The 22605-nt window shown below is 65.4% G+C and carries 24 protein-coding genes and 1 tRNA gene; 13 read left to right on the top strand and 12 right to left on the bottom strand.

Annotated elements, in window-relative coordinates:
• Nucleotides 1-58: 58 nt before the first annotated feature.
• Entirely contained in the window at nucleotides 59-3046 is a 2988-nt protein-coding gene (gene ppc / locus ACN9M1_RS03865) for a phosphoenolpyruvate carboxylase (RefSeq protein ID WP_426397539.1), read from the top strand.
• Here ppc and ACN9M1_RS03860 read toward each other — a convergent pair whose 3' ends face one another.
• Nucleotides 3047-4459, bottom strand: coding sequence for an MFS transporter (locus ACN9M1_RS03860; RefSeq protein WP_426397538.1), 1413 nt, complete (start codon nucleotides 4457-4459; stop codon nucleotides 3047-3049). It abuts the gene before it with no gap.
• 125 nt (nucleotides 4460-4584) lie between these two features.
• Between ACN9M1_RS03860 and ACN9M1_RS03855 the strand changes: the two genes are divergently transcribed.
• Complete coding sequence (locus tag ACN9M1_RS03855; RefSeq protein WP_426397536.1) at nucleotides 4585-5469, top strand: LysR family transcriptional regulator; 885 nt, start codon at nucleotides 4585-4587, stop codon at nucleotides 5467-5469.
• 31 nt (nucleotides 5470-5500) lie between these two features.
• Here the strand turns inward: ACN9M1_RS03855 and ACN9M1_RS03850 are convergent, their stop codons facing one another.
• Nucleotides 5501-6106: a ferritin-like domain-containing protein gene (locus ACN9M1_RS03850; protein ID WP_426397534.1), complete on the bottom strand. Its 606-nt coding sequence runs from the start codon at nucleotides 6104-6106 to the stop codon at nucleotides 5501-5503.
• 15 nt (nucleotides 6107-6121) lie between these two features.
• Here ACN9M1_RS03850 and ACN9M1_RS03845 point away from each other — a divergent pair, with 15 nt between their 5' ends.
• The 5 genes from ACN9M1_RS03845 to ACN9M1_RS03825 all read left to right on the top strand — a co-directional run bounded on the left by ACN9M1_RS03845 (nucleotide 6122) and on the right by ACN9M1_RS03825 (nucleotide 10993).
• The gene (locus tag ACN9M1_RS03845; protein ID WP_426397533.1) at nucleotides 6122-6256 is read left to right on the top strand and encodes a hypothetical protein; all 135 of its coding nucleotides are present in this window, start codon (nucleotides 6122-6124) and stop codon (nucleotides 6254-6256) included.
• A gap of 63 nt (nucleotides 6257-6319) precedes the next feature.
• The gene (locus ACN9M1_RS03840) at nucleotides 6320-6967 is read left to right on the top strand and encodes an RNA polymerase sigma factor (RefSeq protein ID WP_426397532.1); all 648 of its coding nucleotides are present in this window, start codon (nucleotides 6320-6322) and stop codon (nucleotides 6965-6967) included.
• Entirely contained in the window at nucleotides 6967-7686 is a 720-nt protein-coding gene (locus tag ACN9M1_RS03835) for an anti-sigma factor (protein WP_426397530.1), read from the top strand. Before ACN9M1_RS03840 ends, ACN9M1_RS03835 begins: the two co-directional genes overlap by 1 nt.
• Before the next feature lie 86 nt (nucleotides 7687-7772).
• Nucleotides 7773-9188 (top strand): argininosuccinate lyase, encoded by a 1416-nt coding sequence (argH, locus tag ACN9M1_RS03830; RefSeq protein WP_426397528.1) that lies wholly within the window; start codon nucleotides 7773-7775, stop codon nucleotides 9186-9188.
• A gap of 422 nt (nucleotides 9189-9610) precedes the next feature.
• Entirely contained in the window at nucleotides 9611-10993 is a 1383-nt protein-coding gene (locus ACN9M1_RS03825; protein WP_426397526.1) for an NCS2 family permease, read from the top strand.
• Nucleotides 10994-11245: 252 nt separating this feature from the next.
• Here ACN9M1_RS03825 and ACN9M1_RS03820 read toward each other — a convergent pair whose 3' ends face one another.
• A complete protein-coding gene (locus ACN9M1_RS03820; protein ID WP_426397524.1) occupies nucleotides 11246-11884 on the bottom strand; it encodes a peroxiredoxin in 639 nt (212 codons plus the stop codon).
• 286 nt (nucleotides 11885-12170) lie between these two features.
• On the opposite strand from ACN9M1_RS03820, the gene ACN9M1_RS03815 reads away from it, so the two are divergent.
• The 3 genes from ACN9M1_RS03815 (at nucleotide 12171) to ACN9M1_RS03805 (ending at nucleotide 13548) form a co-directional block, all read left to right on the top strand.
• Entirely contained in the window at nucleotides 12171-12497 is a 327-nt protein-coding gene (locus ACN9M1_RS03815) for a YqjD family protein (protein WP_316658313.1), read from the top strand.
• Between the two features lie 143 nt (nucleotides 12498-12640).
• The gene (locus ACN9M1_RS03810; protein ID WP_426397522.1) at nucleotides 12641-13018 is read left to right on the top strand and encodes a phage holin family protein; all 378 of its coding nucleotides are present in this window, start codon (nucleotides 12641-12643) and stop codon (nucleotides 13016-13018) included.
• Nucleotides 13015-13548 carry a DUF3318 domain-containing protein gene (locus ACN9M1_RS03805; RefSeq protein ID WP_426397520.1) on the top strand — a complete coding sequence of 178 codons (534 nt, stop codon included), beginning with the start codon at nucleotides 13015-13017 and terminating at the stop codon, nucleotides 13546-13548. The genes ACN9M1_RS03810 and ACN9M1_RS03805 overlap by 4 nt, the downstream gene beginning before the upstream one ends.
• Before the next feature lie 59 nt (nucleotides 13549-13607).
• Here the strand turns inward: ACN9M1_RS03805 and ACN9M1_RS03800 are convergent, their stop codons facing one another.
• A complete protein-coding gene (locus tag ACN9M1_RS03800) occupies nucleotides 13608-13985 on the bottom strand; it encodes a hypothetical protein (protein WP_426397518.1) in 378 nt (125 codons plus the stop codon).
• 310 nt (nucleotides 13986-14295) lie between these two features.
• Between ACN9M1_RS03800 and ACN9M1_RS03795 the strand changes: the two genes are divergently transcribed.
• The 3 genes from ACN9M1_RS03795 to ACN9M1_RS03785 are packed head-to-tail and all read left to right on the top strand — an operon-like array spanning nucleotide 14296 to nucleotide 16239.
• Entirely contained in the window at nucleotides 14296-14970 is a 675-nt protein-coding gene (locus ACN9M1_RS03795) for an ABC transporter ATP-binding protein (RefSeq protein ID WP_426397516.1), read from the top strand.
• Nucleotides 14967-15770 carry an ABC transporter permease gene (locus ACN9M1_RS03790; protein ID WP_426397514.1) on the top strand — a complete coding sequence of 268 codons (804 nt, stop codon included), beginning with the start codon at nucleotides 14967-14969 and terminating at the stop codon, nucleotides 15768-15770. Before ACN9M1_RS03795 ends, ACN9M1_RS03790 begins: the two co-directional genes overlap by 4 nt.
• 7 nt (nucleotides 15771-15777) lie before the next feature.
• Nucleotides 15778-16239: an NUDIX domain-containing protein gene (locus ACN9M1_RS03785; protein WP_426397513.1), complete on the top strand. Its 462-nt coding sequence runs from the start codon at nucleotides 15778-15780 to the stop codon at nucleotides 16237-16239.
• A 9-nt stretch (nucleotides 16240-16248) separates the two neighbouring features.
• On the opposite strand, the gene ACN9M1_RS03780 is transcribed toward ACN9M1_RS03785, so the two are convergent.
• The 8 genes from ACN9M1_RS03780 to pal all read right to left on the bottom strand — a co-directional run bounded on the left by ACN9M1_RS03780 (nucleotide 16249) and on the right by pal (nucleotide 22600).
• Entirely contained in the window at nucleotides 16249-17154 is a 906-nt protein-coding gene (locus ACN9M1_RS03780; RefSeq protein ID WP_426397511.1) for a TauD/TfdA dioxygenase family protein, read from the bottom strand.
• Nucleotides 17155-17254: 100 nt separating this feature from the next.
• Entirely contained in the window at nucleotides 17255-18427 is a 1173-nt protein-coding gene (locus tag ACN9M1_RS03775) for an acyl-CoA dehydrogenase family protein (RefSeq protein ID WP_426397509.1), read from the bottom strand.
• Nucleotides 18428-18528: 101 nt separating this feature from the next.
• Complete coding sequence (locus ACN9M1_RS03770) at nucleotides 18529-19020, bottom strand: nucleoside 2-deoxyribosyltransferase (RefSeq protein ID WP_426397507.1); 492 nt, start codon at nucleotides 19018-19020, stop codon at nucleotides 18529-18531.
• A gap of 98 nt (nucleotides 19021-19118) precedes the next feature.
• A tRNA-Lys gene (locus ACN9M1_RS03765) sits at nucleotides 19119-19194 on the bottom strand.
• Between the two features lie 52 nt (nucleotides 19195-19246).
• The gene (locus tag ACN9M1_RS03760) at nucleotides 19247-20362 is read right to left on the bottom strand and encodes a YeeE/YedE family protein (RefSeq protein WP_426397506.1); all 1116 of its coding nucleotides are present in this window, start codon (nucleotides 20360-20362) and stop codon (nucleotides 19247-19249) included.
• 9 nt (nucleotides 20363-20371) lie between these two features.
• Nucleotides 20372-21052: a 7-cyano-7-deazaguanine synthase QueC gene (gene queC, locus ACN9M1_RS03755; RefSeq protein ID WP_426397504.1), complete on the bottom strand. Its 681-nt coding sequence runs from the start codon at nucleotides 21050-21052 to the stop codon at nucleotides 20372-20374.
• 163 nt (nucleotides 21053-21215) lie between these two features.
• Complete coding sequence (gene ybgF / locus ACN9M1_RS03750) at nucleotides 21216-22013, bottom strand: tol-pal system protein YbgF (protein WP_426397502.1); 798 nt, start codon at nucleotides 22011-22013, stop codon at nucleotides 21216-21218.
• A 65-nt stretch (nucleotides 22014-22078) separates the two neighbouring features.
• Nucleotides 22079-22600 (bottom strand): peptidoglycan-associated lipoprotein Pal, encoded by a 522-nt coding sequence (gene pal / locus ACN9M1_RS03745; RefSeq protein WP_426397500.1) that lies wholly within the window; start codon nucleotides 22598-22600, stop codon nucleotides 22079-22081.
• Nucleotides 22601-22605: the final 5 nt, after the last annotated feature.

Genomic DNA, 22605 nt, shown 5'->3' with positions numbered 1-22605 from the left:
AAGTGATGCAGAAAGAAGGGCCGTTCAGGCACCTTACCGATCCAACCTAGGAGACACCATGACGCAGCCCGCCGCGCGCCGCGCTTCCTCGCGCGCGACCCCCGCCCGCAAGGCATCCGCCGCCCCCGCCAAAACCAGCAAGACGCCCAAGGCCGCCACAAAATCGGCCGCCAAGCCCAATGGCGCGGATGAGACCAACGGCGCATCACTCGGCCCAACCTCCCGCCGCTCGTCCGGCAGCGCAGCCGCCAAAGACCAGCCGTTGAAGGAGGACATCCGCTTTCTGGGCCGCCTGCTGGGCGACGTGCTGCGTGAACAGGAAGGCGGCGCCGCCTTCGAAACCGTCGAGACCATCCGCCAGACCGCCGTGCGTTTTCGCCGCGACGGCGATCGCCAAGCCGAGCAGGAACTCGACCGGTTGCTCAAGGCGCTCTCGCGCGAACAGACCAACTCGGTGGTGCGCGCGTTCAGCTACTTCTCGCACCTGGCCAACATTGCCGAAGACCAGCACCACAACCGCCGCCGCCGCGTGCATGCGCTGGCCGGCTCGCCGCCGCAACCGGGCAGCATGATGCGCGCGCTGCTGTCGGTGGCCGATGAGGGCGTCTCCGGCGATGCACTGCGCCGCTTCTTCGATGCCGCGTTGATCGTGCCCGTGCTCACGGCCCACCCAACCGAGGTGCAGCGCAAGAGCATTCTCGATGCGCAGCGTGAAATCGCCCGCCTGCTCGCCGAGCGTGACACGCCGCTGACCACCCGTGAACGCGAGCGCAACACGACGCTGCTGCGCGCACACGTGACCAAGCTGTGGCAGACACGCATGCTGCGCACCACGCGCTTGATGGTGGCTGACGAGATCGAGAACGCGCTGTCGTACTACCAGACCACGTTCCTGCGCGAGATTCCCGCGTTGTACCGCGAGCTGGAAGAGGACGTCGCTGCCGTATTCCCGCGCCGCGGCGCACGGGGCGAGCCCACGCCGTTGGCGCCCTTCTTCCAGATGGGCTCGTGGATCGGCGGCGACCGCGACGGCAACCCCTTCGTCACGGCAGAGACCCTACGCTACGCCGCGCGCAAGCAGGCCAGCGTGATCCTCGCGTGGTATCTCGACGAGATCCACGCGCTGGGCGCCGAACTGTCGATGTCGACCTCGCAGGTGGATGTGAGTGCCGAATTGCTGGCCTTGGCGGAACAGTCACCCGACCACTCAGAGCATCGCTCGGATGAGCCATACCGCCGCGCGCTGATCGGCGTGTATGCGCGCCTGGCTGCGACGTGCCGCGAGCTGACCGGCGAAGACGCTGGCCGCCATGCCGTCGGCCCCGCACCCGCTTACACGAGTGCAGAAGAATTGCGCGCCGACATCCAGATCGTCACCGATTCGCTGGCGGCACACCATGGCGAGGCACTGGCGGATGCACGCCTAGCCTCGTTGGCGCGGGCGATTGATGTGTTCGGCTTCCACCTCTCGTCGATCGACTTGCGGCAGGTATCGGACGTGCATGAAGCCACCGTGGCCGAGCTGCTGAAGGTGGCGGGTGTGGAAGGCGCCTACGCGGCGCTGTCGGAAACCGACAAGCGCACGCTGCTGCTGCGCGAGCTGCAACAGCCGCGCCTGCTGACGCTGCCGTTCCACACATATAGCGAGCAGACCACGCAAGAGATCGACATCTTCCGCGCGGCGCGCGAGGTGCGTGCCCGCTACGGCAACCGCATCGTGCGCAACTACATCATCTCGCACACCGAGACGCTGTCGGACCTACTGGAAGTGATGCTGCTGCAGAAGGAAGCCGGCATGTTCCGCGCGAACGCCAATGGCGCTGGCGTGGGGCTCGACGTGATGGTGATCCCGCTGTTCGAGACCATCGAAGACTTGCGCAACGCCTCGCAGATCATGGGCGACCTGCTCGCCCTGCCCGGCTTTGATGCCGTGCTGGCTGCGCAGGGCAACGAGCAGGAAGTCATGCTCGGCTATTCGGATTCCAACAAGGACGGCGGCTTCCTCACTTCCAACTGGGAGCTGTACAAGGCCGAGCTGGCGCTGGTGGAGCTGTTCGAGCGCAAGGGCGTGCGCCTGCGCCTGTTCCACGGCCGCGGCGGCACGGTAGGCCGTGGCGGCGGCCCGACCTATCAGGCCATCCTGTCGCAGCCGCCGGGCACGGTGAACGGGCAGATCCGCCTGACCGAGCAGGGCGAGATCATCTCCAGCAAGTTCGCCAACCCCGAGATCGGCCGACGCAATCTGGAGACCATCGTTGCGGCCACGCTGGAAGCCACGCTGCTGCCCACGCGCAACCGCCCGAAGGGCCTGGAAGAATTCGAAGCGGCCATGCAGGCGCTGTCGGATAACGCCTTTGCCGCGTACCGCAACCTCGTCTACGAAACCCCGGGCTTCAAGGACTACTTCTTCGCCACCACGCCAATCACCGAGATTGCCGACCTGAACCTCGGTTCGCGTCCGGCCTCGCGCAAGCTGATGGACAAGAAGCACCGCCGCATTGAAGACCTGCGCGCGATTCCGTGGGGTTTCTCGTGGGGGCAGTGCCGCTTGCTGCTGCCGGGCTGGTTCGGCTTCGGCAGCGCGGTGCAGCAGTGGCTGGACGAGGCCGGCAACGCGAAGGCCAAGGCCGCGCGCTTGGCCACGCTCAAGCGCATGCACAAGCAGTGGCCGTTCTTTGCGAACCTGCTGTCGAACATGGATATGGTGTTGTCCAAGGCCGATCTGAACGTGGCCTCGCGCTACGCGCAGCTGTGTGACGACCGCAAGCTGCGCAACGCGGTGTTTTCGCGCATCTCGGCTGAGTTCACGTTGACCGAGCAGATGCTGGCGGCCATCACCGGCCACGCTGAGCGGCTGTCGGACAACCCGCTGCTGGCGCGTTCGATCAAGAACCGCTTCCCGTATCTCGACCCGCTGAACCACTTGCAGGTGGAATTGCTCAAGCGCTTCCGCTCGGGCAAGGCCGGCAGTGACGATGCACGCGTGCGGCGCGGCATCCATCTGTCGATCAACGGGATTGCGGCGGGTCTTCGCAATAGCGGTTGATCAAGCCGCCAGCGCGGTGGCGGCGGGGCGACGGCTGATCCAGGCCATCGCCATCGCGCCGGCGTAGGACAGCGTCATCAGTCCCAATACCGTTGGCGAGGCGTGCGTCAGATCGGGCATCACCGTGACGACCGCGCCTGCCGCTGCCACGCCCAGCAGGCTGCCGGTCTGCCGCGCGGCGTTGAGCAGGCCCGATGCCGTGCCCGCCAGTTCGCCTGGCGCGGCAGACAGGATGGTCGACGTCATCGGTGCAATCGCCAGCGCCGTGCCGCCGCCGTACGCCACCATCGTCGCGCTGGCGAGCCACAGTGGCGCGTGCCCGTTCAGCGCGGCCGATGTCGCCATCAAACCGAGTGCAGCAATCAGCAGGCCGCTCAGCATCATGCTGTGCGTAGAGAACCGCCCCATCAGCTTGCCTGCTGAGATGTTGCCGGCCGACAGGCTGATCGCCATCGGCAGCATGACGAGGCCGGTCTGGCGCGCACTCAGGTGCTCGGCGTTCTGCAAATGCAGGCTCAGCATGAACAGCGCGCCGTAGTAGCCGAAGTTCAGCAGGAAACCCATGCCGTTGACGGCGCCCAGCGTGCGATGTGCAAACCACGCCAGCGGCACCAGCGGGGCAGGCGCGCGGCGTTCCACCATGACGAATAGCGCGCCGGCCGTCACCATCAGCAGCGCGGCGCCCCACACCCACGGGGATTGCCCGCCGCGCACCGGCCACTCAATCGCCGCAAAACACAGCGCTGCCAGCATCACCGCGCTGGTCACCTGGCCCGCCCAATCGAACGGTCGGGCACGCGCCGGTTGGACGTGGCGCACGATCACCCACGTGCCCAACATGCCCACCACGCCCAACGGCACGTTGATGAGGAAGGCGCTGCGCCAGCCGTACGTGTCGACCAGGATGCCGCCGAGCGCCGGGCCCACCGCCGCCGCAGTCGCCACGATGGCACCCCACAGACCGATGGCCCAGGCGCGCTCGCGGGGGTCTTCAAACGTGCTGCGAATGAGTGACAGCGAACTCGGCAGGAACATCGCCGCGCCCACGCCCTGCAGAATGCGCGCGGCAATCAACGTAGCCACGGAGGGCGCCAGCCCGCACCCCGCCGACGCCACGATGAACACGGCCATTCCCGCCATGAAGACGGTGCGCGCGCCGATGCGGTCGCTGAGCAAGCCACCGGTCAGGATGAAGGCAGCAAAGGCCAGCGTGTAGGCGTCAACGATCCACGCCAGCTCGGCAACGCTGCTGTGCAGGCTGTCGCGCATGGCGACGAGCGCCACGTTCACCACGGTGGTATCGAGCACCGCCATGAACACGCCCGACGTGAGGATGGCTAGCGTGGCATTGCGGCGCCAGCGGCTGAGGTCCGCAGCCGGCGGTGATACAGAAATGGCGTTGCAGGGAGGCATGGGGGAATCGCTTGGCAATGTCATGGAGCCAAGTGTAGGCTGGGGACTGCATGCAAAAAAGCAGCGTTTTTGCATGACACCGCAGCAAAAATGCATCATCCACCTACGAACATCCGGAGCCAAACGTGAACTGGGACAACGCGCGCTTCTTCCTGGCTGTGGCACGCACCGGCACCCTGCGCGGGGCGGCACAGCGCCTGGGCGTGGATCAGGCCACGGTCGGCCGCCGCATTGCCGGGTTGGAGGACGAGCTGTCGGCCAAGCTGTTCCTGCGCACCTCGACGGCACTGGTGCTCACGCCCGCCGGCGAAGCGCTGATCGGCCCGGCCGAAGCCATGGAGCAGGCAGCGCACACCATCGAGCGCCGCGTCGCCGGTATCGACGAACAGTTGGCCGGCACCATTCGCGTGGCCACGACCGACACCATGGCCGCCACGTTTGTGCTGCCGGCCATCGCGCAGTTGCGGGAACGGCATCCGGGCATCGACGTCGTCTGTATGGCGTCCAAAAGCATTGCCAACCTGACCAAGCGCGAAGCCGACGTCGCCGTGCGCACGCTGCGTCCGGATTCGCCTGACCTCATCGCGCGGCGCATCGGACAAATGGAAACCGGCGTCTATGCAAGCCGCAGCTACGTTGCCGCACGCGGCGAGCCGGAGGAAGGCAGCGCCTTTGCGGGACACGACCTCGTGCTCTACCCGCGCAACGAGGTGCCGTGGATGTGGGATGACCTCTGCGGCGAGCCGATCACGCGTGGGCGCGTGGTCCTGCAGAGCAACTCGGCCACGGCGATCCTTGAAGCCGTGGCCGGGGGAATCGGCATCACGGAACTCGTCTGCCGCCGTGCCGAGGCGTATCCGCAACTGGTGCGCGTGCTGCCCAACCGCCGCAGCCTGCAGGACGTGTGGCTCGTCACCCATGCGGATCTGCACAAGACCGCCCGCGTGCGCGCCTTGCTCGATTGCATCGTCGAAGCGTTCGGTACGTGTAAAAAGCCCGCCACGCCGTAGCGCGCGTCCAGCGTGGCGGCACGACAAACCGCTAGCTGATAAAGGCGACCGGGACGGGGTCCTCACCCAGCACCGAAAGCAGCACGGCCCAGTGCATGGCCTCATCGCCCAAGATGCTGGCGGCGGCCTTGGTCAGGTCGCGCGTGTAGAAATTCGGCATCACACCCAGGTAAGCGGAGGTTGCCCCCTTCTCCAGCCCGGCGGCAAAGCGCAGCACGTCGGCCTGCGTCTTCAACTGACTGACCGGAAAGTTGTATTCCGCCACCTTCTTCTCCATGACCGGCGTACCACCCAGCTTCGATACCGTGCCCGCCAGCACCGACGCATGCGCCTTGTGGTGGCCCTGGAACTTCACCGCCGTCGCCAGCACGGGCTTTTGCAGCAGGCCGCTTTCGGCGCCCACCTGATACGCGGCGATGGCCTGGTACTCCAGCCCGAGCGCCACGTTCAGGATGGCGATGTCGTCTTTCACGCTGCCCGATTGGGTCTGTGCCCAGGCCGGCATCGATTGCCCCAGCGACACCGCCGCCAGTGAGCCCAGCGCCATCAGCCCCGGCGCGCGTAGCAGCACGCGGCGGCGTGCGTCGATGCGCGGGCTGTCGCCATCGAACAGATTCATCTCTTTGTTCGTATCCATCGTCGGTCTCCTTGCATGTGGGGGAAGAAGGACGATCCGCATGGTGCCGAAGTGCGGCCGTGGGGCGAATCGCCGGCGTTTGTCCAGCGCCTGACCGCTTATACGAAGGGCATGCCCAACTGGATGCAAACCAAAGCCGCGCCCACGTGAATTGCCCCAACGACCCAGGTTTCTTCCTACACTTTGGGCAGAACCGTTCGCAAAAGCTGCCCCGTGCTCACCTTCCAGCGCACCGCCGAAGACCACGCCGCACAAGACGCCGACTCGCCAACGCCGGCCACAGCAGGCCGCCCGCAAAGCGCCGATGCGGAAGAGCTGGCCGCGCTGCTGCAGCGCATCGGCCTGGGCGAGCGCGATGCCCTGCGCACGCTCTACACGCGCTGCGCGCCGAAACTGTTTGGGCTCGCGCTGCGTATCTTGGTCAGGAAGGACTGGGCCGAGGACGTCTTGCAAGAAAGCTTCGTCAACATCTGGCGCCACGCCGGCGATTACCACCCGCACCTGGCCGCCCCCATGACGTGGATGACCACCATCGTGCGCAACCGCGCACTCGATTGCCTGCGCCGGCAGCATGCCGAGCGCGTGCAGGAGTCCGTGCCGCTGGATGACACCTACGCCGATGTCCTGGCCGACCACGCCCCCGGCCCGGCCGACCTTGCGCTCGCCGGCCAGCAGGCACGCGCGCTGGCCGAATGCCTCAAGCGCCTGGACCCGAAGCAGCGCGAAGTCATCTCGCTTGCCTATCTGCGTGACCTGTCGCACAGCGAGCTGGCGCAAGCGCTGTCGCTGCCGCTGGGCACCGTCAAATCGTGGATGCGGCGCGGGCTCGACCGCCTGCGCGAATGCCTGGGAGCGCCCTGATGGACCCGCGCCGCCACCCCGATCTCGTCGACAAGCTGGCCGCTGAATACGCGGTCGGCACGCTGCGCGCGGGCGCACGCCGCCGGTTCGAGCAGTGGATCCGCCACCACGACGACGTCCGCGCGACGGTTGAGCGCTGGCAGCGTTACCTGGCGGACCTGCCGGCCTTGCAGCCAGCCACGGCGCCGCTGCCGGAAATTCTCTGCCGTGTGGAAGTGCAGCTCGGCTGGCGCGAACCTGCGCCATCGCCCAAAGCGCTCTGGCAAAAGCTTTGGCAAGGCACCGGCTTCTGGCGCGGTGCTACGGCAGTCGCGGCGATTGTCGCGGCGGCGGCGGTTGGGCTGAACCTGCGGCTGTCGGAGCAGTTGCGCGAGGCGCCCATCGCCAACGCGGTGGCCGTGCTGCAGGACGCGCAGGCGCAGGCCGCCGTCCTCGTCACTTGGGATGCCCGGACCGGCACGCTGTCGCTCAAGCGGCTGGACGCGACGCCGCTCACCACGGAACAAGCGCTGCAACTCTGGGCACTGCTGCCGAATGGGAAGCCTCAGTCACTTGGTCTGATCGGGCACCAGCGTGCGGTCCGGCTGACGGTCGCGCAGCCGCTGCGGCAGGTGCCCGCCCTAGCCATCAGCGTGGAACCGCGCGGCGGCTCGCCCAACCCAGACGGGCCGACGGGGCCTGTGGTCTTCAAGGGCGCGCTGATCGACAGCACGCTGTAGGCCCAATGGGCCTAGCGATATAATCGCGGTTTCCTGAATTTGCGGCCGATGCCTCCATTTGGCCGCCTTCCTCCAGCTGTCCGCCCATGACCTCCCAACTCGCCAAGAAGGCTGAAGCGTGGTCCGCCCGCTTTAACGAGCCGGTGTCCGATCTCGTCAAGCGCTATACCGCGTCGGTGTTCTTCGACAAGCGCCTCGCACTGTTCGACATCCAGGGCTCGCTCGCGCATGCGGCCATGCTTGCCAAGCAGGGCATCATCGCCGAGGCTGACCGCGCCGCCATCGAGAAAGGCATGGCACAGATCCGCCAGGAGATCGAAGCCGGCACGTTCGAGTGGAAGCTGGACCTGGAAGACGTGCACCTGAACATCGAAGCGCGCCTGACCGCCATGGCGGGCGACGCCGGCAAGCGCCTGCACACCGGCCGCTCGCGTAACGACCAGGTTGCGACCGACATCCGCCTGTGGCTGCGCAGCGAGATCGACAACATCGTCGGTCTGCTTAAGGCCCTGCGCGGCGCGCTGCTGGACCTGGCCGAGCAGCACACCAACACCATCGTCCCGGGCTTCACGCACCTGCAGGTCGCGCAACCGGTGGTGTTCGGCCACCACCTGCTGGCCTACGTCGAGATGTTCACGCGCGACACCGAGCGCATGCTCGATTGCCGCAAGCGCGTGAACCGCCTGCCGCTGGGCGCCGCCGCACTGGCCGGCACGAGCTACCCGATCGACCGCGAATTCGTCGCGCAGCAACTGGGCTTTGACGGCGTGTGCCGCAACTCGCTGGATGCCGTGTCCGATCGCGACTTCGCCATCGAATTCTGCGCCGCGGCCGCGCTCGTCATGACGCACGTCTCGCGCTTCTCGGAAGAGTTGGTGCTGTGGATGAGCCCGCGCGTCGGCTTTATCGACATTGCGGACCGCTTCTGCACCGGCAGCTCGATCATGCCGCAGAAGAAAAACCCCGACGTGCCGGAACTGGCACGCGGCAAGACCGGCCGCGTCAACGGCCACCTGATCGCCCTGCTCACGCTGATGAAGGGCCAGCCGCTGGCCTACAACAAGGACAACCAGGAAGACAAGGAACCGCTGTTCGACACCGTGGATACCGTGGTCGACACGCTGCGCATCTTTGCCGACATGGCGACTGGCATCACCGTCAAGGCCGACGCCATGCGCGCTGCCGCGCTACAAGGCTACGCCACCGCCACCGACCTGGCCGACTATCTGGTCAAGCGCGGCCTGCCCTTCCGCGATGCGCACGAAGCCGTGGCCCACGCCGTGCGCGCCTGCGATGACCTGCGCTGCGATCTGGCGGACCTGAGCGTTGCACAACTGCGCGACATCAGCGGCTTGGGCGACAAGGCCAACTTGATTGGTGATGACGTGCACGCTGTGCTGACGCTGGAAGGCTCAGTCGCATCGCGCAATCACATTGGCGGGACTGCGCCGGAGCAGGTGAAGCAGGCCATTGCATTTGCACGCGCTGCGCTGGCGGAATAATCCGTAGCCCACGCCAAACACGAACGCCGCGCGATACGTTGCGCGGCGTTTTGTTTTGGGCAAATACCGCCCACTCGTGCGTCACTCGCCGCATCTTGTGCCCGTCCTGGGCATCGCTCGTCTCCTCTTCGCGCGTTATACAAGTTTGCAAATGACCGGGATACGCCCTGCCGCATGAATCGGCCGCGGGTGCCCGTCTATGCTTCGCTCCAACATCCCTCACACCGATAAAACGCGCGCCGCCCACACGCAGGCTGCAGCGCTGCGAAAAAACCAATCGCGAGACAACGGTCTGGAGAATGCCCGCGCGCGCATGCGGGCACCCGCACCGATAGCAAAACCAGAACAGTGCCCCTCACGCTACCCGCCGTTCGGACCACACCGATCGGCCAGCGCGGAGCCCTGCCAGGAGACAAACCACCATGGCTGAACAGTCCATTCCGTCCACGACGGATCTTGGCGCCGCCGGCTTTGCCGACGCACGCGCCATCGATCGCTATTTCCAGATTTCCGCGCGTGGCAGCACGCAACGCCGTGAGGTGGTGGCGGGCATCACCACCTTCATGGCGATGGTGTATGCCGTATTCGTCGTGCCCGGCATGTTGGGCAAGGCGGGGTTCGACACCAGCGCCGTGTTCGTTGCGGTGTGCCTGACGACTGCCTTCGGCTCGCTATTGATGGGCCTGTGGGCCAAGCTGCCCATCGCCATCGGCTGCGCGATTTCGCTGACGGCGTTCATGGCGTTCGGCTTGGTGCTCGGGCAGAAGCTCTCGCCCGAAGTGGCGCTGGGCGCGGTGTTCCTGATGGGCGTGGTGTTCACCGCCATCTCGGCCACTGGCGTGCGCTCGTGGATTCTGCGCAACCTCCCCTCGGGCGTGGCGCACGGCACGGGCATCGGCATTGGCCTGTTCCTGCTGCTGATCGCGTCGAACGACGTCGGTCTCGTGGTCAAGAACGCCGGTGCGGGCCTGCCCGTGGCGCTGGGTCACGTCACCGCCTTCCCGGTGATGATGTCGGTGCTGGGGCTGGCAGCCATCTTTGGCATGGAGCGCCGTCGCGTGCCGGGGGGCATCCTGATCGTCATCGTCGCCATCTCGGCGCTGGGCCTGATCTTTGATCCGCAGGTCAAATTCACCGGCATTTTTGCGCTGCCGTCGCTGGCCACCGCGGGCCATGCTTCGTTGATCGGTGCGATGGACATTCGCGGCGCCCTCTCCGCTGCCGTGCTGCCCGCCGTGCTGGCGCTGGTGATGACCGCCGTGTTCGACGCCACCGGCACCATCCGCGCCGTGGCCGGCCAAGCGGGGCTGCTCAACGACAAGGGCCACATCATCAACGGTGGCCGCGCACTGACGGCCGATTCGATCAGCTCGATCTTCTCGGCATGCTTCGGCGGCGCCCCGGCAGCGGCTTACATTGAGTCGACGGTGGGTGTGGCGGCTGGCGGCAAGACGGGCCTGACCGCAGTGGTCGTCGGCGTGCTGTTTCTGGCGGTGATGTTCTTCTCGCCGCTGGCGGGCCTGGTGCCGTCGTACGCAACAGCGCCCGCGCTGATGTACGTCGGGCTGTTGATGCTCTCGAGCGTGAGCAAGCTGCACATGGACGATATGGTTGACGCCCTGTCCGGCCTGGTCTGCGCCGTCTTCATCGTACTGACCTGCAACATTGTCACCGGCATCATGCTCGGCTTCGCCACGCTCGTGATCGGCCGCCTGGTGGCCGGCGAATGGCGCAAGCTGAACGCCGGAACCGTGGCGATTGCCGTGGCGCTGGTGGCGTTCTACGTGGGCGGCTGGGCGATCTGACCACGCACTGAACCGTCTTCACAAAACAAAACCGGCCAGACCCGCAAGGGCTGGCCGGTTTTGTTTTGCCTGGGAACCGGCTCAGGATCCGTAGCGAGCGGGTCGAGGTTGGTCCGAGAAGCGCAGCCGTACATGGGTACGGCGAGCATCACAGGGCCGAGATCGGCACGCGCAGTAGGATCCTGAGCCGGTTCCAACGCAAAAAACGCCCGGCACCAGGGCCGGGCGACAATCACACTACCAAGGAGCCGGTTACTTATTGGGCTGCGGCGTCAGGCGCAAATAGGGGCGCAACGCCTTGTAGCCCTTCGGAAATTTTTGCTTGATGACTTCTTCGTCCTTGAGCGACGGCACGATGACGACGTCGTCGCCGTCCTGCCAGTTGCCCGGCGTCGCCACGCTGTGGTACTCGGTCAGCTGCAGCGAGTCGATCACGCGCAGCACTTCGTTGAAGTTACGCCCCGTCGATGCCGGATACGTGATGATCAGCCGCACCTTCTTGTTCGGGTCGATCACGAACAGCGAACGCACGGTAAAGGTCTCGCTCGCGTTCGGGTGAATCATGTCGTACAGCTGCGAAACCTTGCGATCCGGGTCCGCGATGATCGGGAAGTTGACGCTGGTGTTTTGCGTCTCGTTGATGTCGTTGATCCAGCCCTTGTGCGAATCGACCGAATCCACCGACAGCGCGATCACCTTGACATTGCGCTTGGCAAATTCGTCCTTGAGCTTGGCCGTCAGGCCCAGTTCAGTGGTGCAGACCGGCGTGTAGTCGGCCGGGTGTGAAAACAGCACGCCCCAGCTGTTGCCCAGCCACTCGTGAAACTTGATGCGGCCTTCGCTGGAATCCTGCTCGAAATCCGGGGCGATATCGCCCAAACGTAGAGACATCGTGTCCTCCATACACTGATTGGGAACCACTATAGCCAGATTGCCATCCAACCAAAACGACTATAAATTCACAACAACATCACTTTTTGTCATTTGGCGCGGCATTTGCTGACGAAACGGTGGAAGGTATGCACACGTTGCCGGACAATGGCCAAGGCTTTGATCCATCGCAGCATGCGCCACACGGGCGCTTGAAGTTTCACAAGGCCCACACATATGCTAGCGAATAAGCGCGTCGATAGATTGACGATCGAATTCCCCGTTCCAAATACCAAGGTGCCCGACCATGACGAACACATCCCCCAACCTGGCCGACCCCGTCAATAAGGAGAAACTGATGACCGACGTGAAGACTGTTCTGTCCGACGCTGAAGCCCTGCTCAAGCAAGCTGCGTCCACCAGCGGCGAGAAAGCCGCCGAGCTGCGCGAGCGTGGCATGGGACTGCTGCGCCAAGCCAAGGAGAAGGCGCAAGACCTGCAAGACGCCGTAGTCACCAAGAGCAAGGCCGCCGCACGTGCCACCGACGACTATGTCCACGATCACCCGTGGCAAGCCGTGGGCGTGGCGGCCGGCGTGGGTCTGCTGATCGGCCTGCTGCTCAACCGCAAGTAACCTGCCGCACCCTTTCTGGCCGATGGCGCGCCCTATGTGGATCGCGCCATCGGCCAGTCGCATTCTGGCGGCCCCGCCTTGGGCACAGTGCGTGCTGCATCGGCGGTGCCGCCCTCGCCTTGTCCCATCCCCCCGGAACCAACATGTCTGATGACACCAGCCCAAAGCTGTTCGCCTCCCTGAAGACACTGGCCGGCACAGTCGTCTCGATGCTGCAAACGCGGCTTGAGCTGGCAAGCGTTGAGCTGGCCGAAGAAAAAGAGCGCCTGCTCGGTGCTGCCTTCCTCGGCATGCTGGCGGTCAGCCTGATCGGCCTCGCCATCATGACGCTGACCGCGCTGGTGGTGATCCTGTGCTGGGATACCTACCGCTGGCAGTCGCTGGCGATCATGGCTGCGCTCTATGCCCTGGGCGCGGTCGCGTGCCTGTGGAAAGTGCGTGCGTCGCTGCGCAGCGGGCCGCCGCTGTTCGAGGCCACGCTGGCCGAACTCGACAAAGACCGTGAGATCCTGCGCCGATGACCGATCCGACCCAACACAACCCGTCGACCGACGCAGCCTCGGCTCATGAACCCGGGCACAACGCACGCCATCACGTGCGGCCGTCCCGCCGCGGCAGCGAAACGCGCTTGCCGCTGTCCGTACGCAAGGAGCTACTGCTCACCCGCGCCGCGCTGGAGCGTTACGACTACGCGCAGGCCCGTAGCGATGTGCATCGCGCAGCCAACCGCACCTTCAGTCTGGGCGGGCTGGGCGCGCTGTTGCCGAGCCTAATTCGCCCGCTGGCACGACCGAACAGCCTGATGCGCACGCTGGGCATCGCTCGGGAGTATCCGCTGGTCGGTACCGCACTGTCGCTGGCGTATGCCGGGCTGCGCCGCACCTTCATCGGGCGCATCACGCGCCGGCTCGGCAAGGTCGGGCTGGTGGCAGGCGCGGCGTGGTGGGGCTATCAGAAATGGCAGGAAAGCCACGGCGAACAGGCAACCCCTCCTTCTGCCGCGCCCCCCCAAAACGACGCGAACGAGATCATCCCGGGCAGCACATCCTGAGCGCACCCAACGAAGAAAGGCCGGAGCAATCCGGCCTTTTGTGTTTGTGGCAGTTGCGCTCAGTGCAGCGGGATCGGGTGCCGCATGCGCTCCAAGCGGCGAGCCATGTTCTGGCGCCAAGCCGAGAAGCCATGTGCGGGCGGTGTAGATTCTGCAGCAGAGGCGGTATCGAAGCGGGCGGGCTGCGCCGATGTATCGGCGTCATGTCGTGCGTGGCGGCGACCATGCCACAACAGCGCGCCGCTGGCCGTCCAGCCGATCACAAACAAGGTGTCGCCCACGTGCATGAGCGAGTCGGGGGACGTGCCCGCGTGGAAGATGGCGCCAAGCATGTCGGGCGGCAACTCCGCGCATACCCAGAGGAAAATCGCCGGCGCCGATGCGAAAACACCGGGCTGCCACCATGGGTGGGCTACCTGAACTTGGCTGGTCTCCATGGCGTCCTCCATCGCTCTTGTAATGATGTTTTGATGCTAAGCCCGGTATGCGCAAATGGCGACCCGCCCAGCGCTGAACGGGCTGTCGGATTCCTCCGACATGCACTGCGTGACAACGTTTTCGTGCTGATCCGTTCGGACTAGGTATCACCCTGTGTGGCATGGAGATCGCGTTGCCATGCGGGGCGCAGCGTTTGCACGCCGGAAGTGCATCAGGAATTCGATGGAGCCGAGGCCCGCGCACTCATATGCATAATGCATAGACAGGCTGCATTGATGCCGTATCGTACGCAACACACATTCCCACGCCATGCTGGTTGCCACCGACCTCCTCCGCCGCGACACCCGCTCGGGTGCCACGTTGTTGCACCCGGCCACGCTTGCGGTTCGCCCGGGCGATCGCATTGCGCTGACCGGCCCTTCCGGTGCGGGCAAGAGCGTGCTGCTGCGCGCGCTGGCGCTCCTCGATCCGCTCGATGGCGGTCATGTGACATGGCGCGGCGAGCAGATGATGCCACGCGCCATCCCCGCATACCGCTGTCAGGTGGCGTATGTGCGCCAGCGCCCCGCCCTGCTGCCGGGCACGGTGGAAGACAACCTGCGCTTGCCATACCAACTGCGCACCCGACGGCACGGCACCGCATTCAACCGCGACGCCGCGCTTGCGCTGCTGGCTGGTGCCGACCGCAGTGCGGCATTCCTCGACAAATCGGCTGCCGACCTGTCTGGCGGCGAAGCGCAGATCGCGGCACTCGTCCGCACGTTGCAGACGGAGCCGACGATCTTGCTGCTCGATGAGCCGACCGCCGCACTGGACCCCGCCTCCGCGCGCGCCATCGAAGCCCTGTTGCAGCACTGGTTTGCGCAGGCCCCCGAGCGACACGCGTGGGTATGGATTACGCACGATCCCGCGCAGGCCGCACGCATCGGCCAGCAGCATTGGCGTGTGGAAGCCGGCCATCTTCAAACGGAGACCACCCGATGAACGGGCAGGCACTCACGCTCTCCGCCTGGCAAGTCGGCATTGCAGCGGCGCTGATCCTCGTGAACGGCGCGTTGTCGGTGGCGCTCGGGCTGGGGCTGGAGCGGCGCCTGGCGTGGGCTGGCGCGCGCACCGTGGTGCAGTTGCTGGCGATTGGCTTTGTACTCGAATGGGTGTTTGCCCACGCGCATTGGGCCGTGGTGCTGGCCGTCGTGGCCGTCATGACGCTGATTGCCGGGCATGCCACCGCCAGCCGTGGCGCGCGTGGTTACGCGGGGCTGCGCCTGGATGGCACGTTGTCGGTATTCGGCAGCACGTGGCTCATCGGGGCGATTGGGCTGACGGTCGTGCTGCACACGCAGCCGTGGTACGAGCCGCAGTTCGCCATTCCGATCATGGGGATGATTCTTGGCAACACGCTCACCGGCGTGGGCTTGGCGTTGGAGCGCATGACGGGCGAGCTGATTGCCACGCGGGATCAGGTGGAAACTGTGCTGGCACTCGGCGGCACGCGCTGGGAGGCGGCACGCAATGCCGCCCGCACGGCGGTGCGCGCTGGCATGACGCCGATCATCAACCAGATGTCGGTTGTGGGCGTGGTGAGCTTGCCAGGCATGATGACGGGCCAGGTGCTGGCCGGACAATCGCCGCTGGAAGCCGTGCGCTACCAGATCGTCATCATGTTCTTGCTGGCGGCGTCTTCCGGGCTGGGCACGGTGGCGGCCGTGCTGCTGGCCTACCGCCGGCTGTTCAGCAGCGAGCACCAATTGCTGAGCACGCGCATCACGCAGCGTGGAGGCTGAATCCAACATGGCGATCGCCCTGTCCTGCGGCCTGGTGCTGCTCAATGAAGACGCCGAGGTGCTGCTCGCGCACGCCACCGAAACACGCCACTGGGACATCCCCAAAGGCGCCGCCGAACCCGGCGAATCGTGCCGCGACACCGCCTTGCGCGAAACGCGCGAAGAAACCGGCCTCGTGCTCGACGGCCACACGTTGATCGAACTGGGGCGCTTCCCCTATCGGCGCGACAAGGCGCTGCACCTGTTCGCCACGCGCCTACGCCGCGCCGAGGTTGCACTCGATACGTTGACGTGCACGTCGATGTTCAACAGCTACCACACCGGCCGGCTGATCCCCGAGATGGACGCGTACCGCTGGGCCAGCGCGAGTGAGGTGCCGCAGTATGCGAGCCAATCGCTCACGCGGCTGTTTGCACAGGCGCTGACGCTGCAGGACATCGACGCTCAACTGCGCCAGGCTGGGCTTTAGCGATCAGCATCAGACCGGCACATCGCCTTCGATGGTCGTGCGATGCAGCGTGCGCCGATATTGATCCGGGCACCCGGGCGCGAAATGGATGGTGGAGCGGTTGTCCCAGAACAGCATGTCGCCGGCACGCCAACGGTGCGTGTAGACGTTGTCCGGGCGGATGCTGTGGGCGAAGAGTTGCTCCAGCGCGGCGGTGCTCTCATCTTCCGGCAAACCGAGGATGTGCGAGGTGAAGCCCTCGTTGACGAAGAGCGCGCGCTTGGCTGTCTCCGGGTGCGTACGCACGATGGGGTGGTCGACTGGCGGCACTGCATCGCGCTGCGCCTGCGTGAGCGGCGGGCGCCATGTCGATAGCGCACGCAACCGCTCGTAACGGTACACGTACGAATGCACCGCACGGCGGCCCTCGATCACGCGCTTGAGCTCCCCCGACAGGGTTTCGTAGGCGCGCACCATGTTGGCGAACAACGTGTCGCCGCCCTCTTGCGGCAACTCCCGCGCCAGCAACATCGAACCGAGGCTCGGCAGCGGCTTGTACGACAGGTCCGAATGCCAGTCGCGGCCGGCATCGCCCAAGCCGATCGGCTGACCGTTTTCGACGACGTTGGAGACGACGAGGATTTCCGGATGCCCCGCCAGATGGAACTGGTTCAGCACATGCACCTGCTGCGGGCCGAACCGGCGGCTGAAAGCCACGTGCGCCGCTGGCGTGAAGTCAACGTCGCGAAAAACGAGCAACCCGTCGTGCGCAAGCCACGCCTGGCGGATCGCGGCGATGTCGGCGTCGGAAAGCCCGGCGGCATCCCCCAGGCCAAGCACTTCGGCACCCAGCGGCGCACCGGGCAAGCGGCGGATGTGAAAGCGGGCGGTGTGAACAGCAGGCGCCTCAGGCGCAACGGTAACGGCGTCGGACATGATGCAAGCGCGCGGTAGCAGACGGGTAGCGAATGAATTTCACATTACACCGCCCGCGCATACCCCGTGCCAACGAAGGAAACCGCAGATCGATACGCGCTCAGCTGTAGACGGTGGCGTCGGGCAGCAGGCCTTCCAGCGCGTAGCGGCCGATGGCGCGCAGTTTGTAGTCGATCGGATCGTGCAGCGTATGCGTGCGTGCGTTGCGCCAGAAGCGGTCCAGCGCGAGTGCCGCCTTGGTGAAGCGGGCGCCGGTGGCCTCGAACAGTTCCTGCCCGATGAAGAGCGCGGCACGATGGGCCGCGACTTTCGCCTCGGCGGTGGCGAGCGATACCTCGGCGCGCTCATCGGCGGTAAGCGCTGGCCCTTTGCGCCAGGCGCGGTCCAGACGTTGGATGGCGCGATCAGCGAGCGCCTCGGCGGCGAGCCATTGCACGCGCATTTCGCCGAAGCGGTGGATCTGGTAGGGGTCGTCTGCCACACGCTCCACGCCGGAAGTGAACCATGGCCGCGACGATTGCAGCGTGTGCTTGCGCGCTTCGTCCAACGCCCCAGCGGCGATGCCCGTGTAGAGGTTGACCAGCACGTTCTGCGCAAGGCACGAACGCAGGGTCTGATATGGTGCCAAGACGGCCTCGGGGCCAGCCAGCACTTCGTCTTCTGCCACCTGCACGTGGCGGAACTGCACGCTGGCGCTGTCGGTCTGGCGCTGCCCGATCGGGTGCCAGTCATCCCGCACGGTGATGCCGTAGCGCGCGGTCGGCACCACGGCGATCACGGGCTTGCCGGTCGTCTCGTCATGCGCCGACACGACCATCATGTTGGAGCCGAGCGTGCCCGAACAGAACCCCTTCTCGCCATCGAGCACCCAGCCGCTGCCCGAACGCTGCGCGCGCAGGCGGTGGTCAAGCGGATTGACGGCGTTGCCCCACCACCAGCCCAGCTCGGCCGTGGGGCGCAAAAAGCGTTCGCGCTGCGCATCGGAGGCATACAGATAGACCGTGGCGGTTTGCAAATACTGAAACGCCAGTAGATGCCCCAGCGAGCTATCCACCGCCGCAATGCTGCGGACAGCGGCAAAGGCATCCGCCCAACTTGCCCCAGCGCCGCCGTACTGCGGCGGGATCACCAGTGGCAGCAAGCCCGCGCGCGCAATTGCGGCCTTCTCATGCGCGGCGTGGCCGCCCTGCTGATCACGCTGCGCCGCCGTCGAAGCCAGTTCAGCCAGCAGAGGAGTGAGATCGGGAAGTTGATGCAGATCGTCGAGCTTCATAGACGTGCCTGTTTGCTTGGGCGCTATACGGTGCAGGCACTATACGGAGGCGCTCGGCCACCCTGAAGGAAGCAATCCGCATACGCATATTGAGCGCGCGACTATGCGCGGGCGTAGTGCGCGCGCATGCGCTCCAGACACGCGCGCGCATCGCCCACGACCAGCCGGCTGCTGCAGGCGATCATGAGATTGCGCGGTAGACCAAAGTCCTCCACGGCCCAGCCATCGGCATCGTTGCCATTGGCGTTCGGCACCTGAGCGATGAGCGGCACGGCGGGCACGTGGTAGCACCACACGTCCTTGCCGCGCGCGATGGCGTAGCCAATTTCAAAGCACGTGCCGGAGTCCGGTTCGTGGCCGCGGAAATCGGCCACGTTGGTCATCACCGCGTCAGCCGAGTCGATCAACGCGATGTTTTGGCGGTAGATCTCGGCGGCGGTTGACGGGCCATCTGCCTGCGGGGCGATCGCGTTGTCTAGCGGGTAGAGGCCGATGAAGTCGAATTCCGCGCACAACGCTTTGAGTGCTTCGCCATGCGCGGCAGGTTGCGGACGGAAGACATCGGGGCCGGCGAGGTAGAGGCGCAAGGACATGGGCGTAGGCCAGTAAGTGACACGCGCAGGATAGCGCCGCATGCACGCGCGGCACAAAAGACAAAGGGCCCGACATTGCTGTCGAGCCCTCTGAAATTTGGTGGGTCCTGCGGGATTCGAACCCGCGACCAATAGATTAAAAGTCTACTGCTCTACCGACTGAGCTAAAGACCCCAAAGACCGCGATTATAGAAAGTTTTTTGCGGGCCTGTCAACGCCCGTCCGCTCAAATCAAGCGTTCCATCCGCCACATCTGATAGCGGAACGCCAACACCGCCCCGACCAGGATGCCTGCGAGCGCGATGAACGAGCCGATCGCCAACGTCGACACGCCAGACAGCCCCTGCCCGATCGTGCAGCCCAGCGCCGTCACGCCGCCCACGCCCATCAGGATCCCGCCGACGATGTGGTTGCCGGTGTCCTCGGCATTGGCAAAGCCTTCCCAGCGGAACGTGCGCGTGGCCAGTGCCACCGCGGCCGAACCGGCAATCACGCCCAGCACGCTTACGATTCCGACCGTCAGCACCTTTGACGTATCGCTGAAAAACATCAGCCACTCCAGCGTGTACGACACCGGGGCCACGAAGCTCAATGCCTCCATGCGGCCGCTGTTGGTCGCAACGAAGGCCTCTTGCAGCGTATTCGGATCTTCCTGCACGTAGCCGAGGTGGCCCGACACGTACCACATGCCCACGATGATGAGCCCCACGCCGATGCCGCCGAGCAAGTTATCGCCCGTGCGGAAATCACGCCCGAGCAGCGCCCACAGCGACAGTGCCCCACCCATCACGAGCGCGAGCGCCAGACGCAACGTGCGCACATCCACCGACAGCGCATGTCCCAACACGCTGGGCAAATCCTGCGACGTCGGCAACGTGATAGCGACGCTATCAACAGTGGCTACACGCACCACGCCAAACACGCCTTTGAGCGTCATGTACGCCGCCAGCCCAAGGAACACGAACACCACCACTGATTTGAGGTTGCCGCCGCCAATACGCACCAGCGTCTTGCTTCCGCAGCCCGAGCCCAGCACCATACCGAAGCCGAACAGCAGCCCGCCCACCAGCGAGGACAGCCACAGCAGCTTGCTGGCCGTGTAGATCGTCTTGCTCGTATCAATCAAGCCCAGCCAACTCAGCACGCCCGTGCCGATCATGGCCACGCCGATGGCGAGCGCCCACATGCGCAGGCGGTTCCAGTCGCCGATGTTGATGGCGTCGGACACCGCGCCCATGGTGCAGAAGTGCGTGCGCTGCAGAATCGCGCCAAACACGAACGTGAGCACGAACGTGCCCCACAAAACCGTATGCGACAACGCGTTGAGGTCAATCTCTGGCATGGCGCGCGGTTACCGTGGAGCGTAGCGGGTCGGGTCGGGTACACCAGCGGCCTCAAAGCCCGCCTTGCGGATGCGGCACGAATCGCACACGCCGCAGGCGCGGCCGTCATCGTCGGCCTGATAGCACGACACGGTCAGGCCGTAGTCCACGCCCAGGCGTACGCCGGCCTGGATGATCTCGGCCTTGGTCATGGCGATGATGGGTGCGTTCACGCGAATGCGGTCGCCCTCCACGCCGGCCTTGGTGGCCAGGTTGGCCAGCGTCTCGTAGGCGGCGACGTATTCGGGGCGGCAATCCGGGTAGCCGGAGTAATCCACCGCGTTGGCGCCGAAGAACAGGTCACGCGCGCCCACGGCCTCGGCCCAGCCGAGCGCCAGCGACAACATGATCGTGTTGCGCGCCGGCACGTAGGTAATGGGGATGCCCGATTGCGCGCCATCGGTTGGCACGTCGAGGGTGTCGTCGGTGAGCGCGGAACCGCCGAACTTGCGCAAGTCCAGGTCAACGATTTCATGGCGAACCGCGCCCAGCGATGCGGCCACCTTCTTGGCCGCTTCCAGCTCGGAGGAATGGCGCTGGCCGTAGCGCATCGACAGCGCGTACGTCTCAAAACCATCGGCATTGGCCATGGCGAGCACGGTGGCGGAGTCCAGCCCGCCGGAGAGCAGGACGATGGCGCGTTTTTTCATGGGCGGAGCCTTGTGAAGCCAATCAGGGAAGGCCGCATTTTAGCGCGCCATCACCCCGGCAGTGCCGCACCGCGAGCATGGCGACCATTCCGGCCGCACCATGAAAAACGCCCGCCGGTGCAATCACGACGGGCGCGTGGCGCGGCAGATGATGCTGCGTCGATCAGTGCATCGTCTTCAGCCGGCTTTGTGCGGTCTTGGCCTGCTCAGAGTTGGGGTACTGCGCAACCACGGCTTCCAGCGTCTTGCGCGCGGCCGCCTTCTGGCCGGATTCGCCCTGGTTGGTGGCCACCTGCAGCAGCGCGTCCGCCGCCTTGGGATGCTGCGGGTTCGTGCGTGCCATGTTCTCCAGCACGTAGCTGGAGCCCTTATAGTCGCGCTGCGCGTACAAGGCGTTGCCCAGCCAGAATTGCGCCAACGGCAAATACGGGCTCTGCGGATACTTCTTCACGAACGCTGAAAACTGGTTGCCCGCGCCCTTGAAGTTGCCGGTCTGGAAGGTCTTGAGCGCGGCGTCATACTCGTCCTTCTCGCCGGGCTGGACCATGCCTTCGTGGCCCTCCACTGTGGCCTGCTGCGGCTCGAACTTCTTCAGGCGCGCATCCAAGTCTGAGTAGTAATCCTTCTGCTGCTTGGTCAGCGTGTCGACCGCGTTCTGCAGCACTTCATTCTGCCCACGCAGGCGCGCCACTTCAGACTTGAGCGTCTCGATCTGGTTTTGCGCATCGATCAGGTTCTTGCTGTTCTGGTCGATGCGCTGCGCTGCGCTGGATTGGAAGTTGTTGAACTTGTCGCGCATGTCGATGATGGCGCGGCGCGCCTCATCGTCGTCAAACACCCCCGCTGCCGCCGGCGCGGCCAGGGTCAGAGCTCCACCCGCGACAAGCGTCATCGTCAGGATGGCCCGGCGCAGGGCCCCGAGCTTGGCCCCTTCGGCGCGCTGTTTCATCATCGTATTCATGGGATTCCAACGTAAGAACGCCGGCCACGACAACGCAGCCGGCGTATGCGACTTCAAACGGCCGATCAATACACGATGTCAGCGCGGCGGTTCTGCGCCCACGACTCTTCGTCATGGCCGGTGGCCTGCGGCTTTTCCTTGCCCAGGCTCACGGCTTCCATCTGGCTGTCAGGCACGCCCATCGACGACAGCGCGCGGCGCACGGCCTCGGCACGCTTCTGGCCCAGTGCGAGGTTGTACTCGCTGGTGCCGCGCTCATCGGTATTGCCCTGGATCAGCACCTTGCGCTGGTTGTGCGATTGCAGATAGCGCGAGTGCTGGCCCAGCAGGCCTTGGTACTCCGACTTGACCGAGTAGCTGTCGAAATCGAAGTAGATGCTGCGCTTGGCCAACGGGCTGTTCGGGTCGGTCAGTTCGTCACGGCCCACATCCACCGGGGTGACTTGGCGAGCATCAGCGCCCGTGCCGGCGGCACCGCCCGTACCGTTCTTGGCGGTGTCATCGAGCTTCACGCCCGAGCTGCAAGCGCCCAAGGCCAGCAGCGCGGCAATGGCTGCAAGTTTGATCATGGTTTGAGGCTTCGACATGTCCG

It is taken from the genome of Ralstonia sp. R-29, from assembly GCF_049913345.1.
Lineage (GTDB): Bacteria > Pseudomonadota > Gammaproteobacteria > Burkholderiales > Burkholderiaceae > Ralstonia.
The sequence above is the reverse complement of the archived record's forward strand: the minus strand, read 5'-3'. Positions and strand labels throughout refer to the sequence as shown.

Coding starts and splice junctions, on each gene's coding strand:
- ppc (WP_426397539.1), top strand. CDS start 59: ATGACGCAGCCCGCCGCGCGCCGCGCTTCCTCGCGCGCGACCCCCGCC.
- ACN9M1_RS03860 (WP_426397538.1), bottom strand. CDS start 4,459: ATGCCTCCCTGCAACGCCATTTCTGTATCACCGCCGGCTGCGGACCTC.
- ACN9M1_RS03850 (WP_426397534.1), bottom strand. CDS start 6,106: ATGGATACGAACAAAGAGATGAATCTGTTCGATGGCGACAGCCCGCGC.
- ACN9M1_RS03845 (WP_426397533.1), top strand. CDS start 6,122: ATGTGGGGGAAGAAGGACGATCCGCATGGTGCCGAAGTGCGGCCGTGG.
- ACN9M1_RS03835 (WP_426397530.1), top strand. CDS start 6,967: ATGGACCCGCGCCGCCACCCCGATCTCGTCGACAAGCTGGCCGCTGAA.
- argH (WP_426397528.1), top strand. CDS start 7,773: ATGACCTCCCAACTCGCCAAGAAGGCTGAAGCGTGGTCCGCCCGCTTT.
- ACN9M1_RS03825 (WP_426397526.1), top strand. CDS start 9,611: ATGGCTGAACAGTCCATTCCGTCCACGACGGATCTTGGCGCCGCCGGC.
- ACN9M1_RS03820 (WP_426397524.1), bottom strand. CDS start 11,884: ATGTCTCTACGTTTGGGCGATATCGCCCCGGATTTCGAGCAGGATTCC.
- ACN9M1_RS03815 (WP_316658313.1), top strand. CDS start 12,171: ATGACGAACACATCCCCCAACCTGGCCGACCCCGTCAATAAGGAGAAA.
- ACN9M1_RS03810 (WP_426397522.1), top strand. CDS start 12,641: ATGTCTGATGACACCAGCCCAAAGCTGTTCGCCTCCCTGAAGACACTG.
- ACN9M1_RS03805 (WP_426397520.1), top strand. CDS start 13,015: ATGACCGATCCGACCCAACACAACCCGTCGACCGACGCAGCCTCGGCT.
- ACN9M1_RS03800 (WP_426397518.1), bottom strand. CDS start 13,985: ATGGAGACCAGCCAAGTTCAGGTAGCCCACCCATGGTGGCAGCCCGGT.
- ACN9M1_RS03795 (WP_426397516.1), top strand. CDS start 14,296: ATGCTGGTTGCCACCGACCTCCTCCGCCGCGACACCCGCTCGGGTGCC.
- ACN9M1_RS03790 (WP_426397514.1), top strand. CDS start 14,967: ATGAACGGGCAGGCACTCACGCTCTCCGCCTGGCAAGTCGGCATTGCA.
- ACN9M1_RS03785 (WP_426397513.1), top strand. CDS start 15,778: ATGGCGATCGCCCTGTCCTGCGGCCTGGTGCTGCTCAATGAAGACGCC.
- ACN9M1_RS03780 (WP_426397511.1), bottom strand. CDS start 17,154: ATGTCCGACGCCGTTACCGTTGCGCCTGAGGCGCCTGCTGTTCACACC.
- ACN9M1_RS03775 (WP_426397509.1), bottom strand. CDS start 18,427: ATGAAGCTCGACGATCTGCATCAACTTCCCGATCTCACTCCTCTGCTG.
- ACN9M1_RS03770 (WP_426397507.1), bottom strand. CDS start 19,020: ATGTCCTTGCGCCTCTACCTCGCCGGCCCCGATGTCTTCCGTCCGCAA.
- ACN9M1_RS03760 (WP_426397506.1), bottom strand. CDS start 20,362: ATGCCAGAGATTGACCTCAACGCGTTGTCGCATACGGTTTTGTGGGGC.
- queC (WP_426397504.1), bottom strand. CDS start 21,052: ATGAAAAAACGCGCCATCGTCCTGCTCTCCGGCGGGCTGGACTCCGCC.
- ybgF (WP_426397502.1), bottom strand. CDS start 22,013: ATGAATACGATGATGAAACAGCGCGCCGAAGGGGCCAAGCTCGGGGCC.
- pal (WP_426397500.1), bottom strand. CDS start 22,600: ATGTCGAAGCCTCAAACCATGATCAAACTTGCAGCCATTGCCGCGCTG.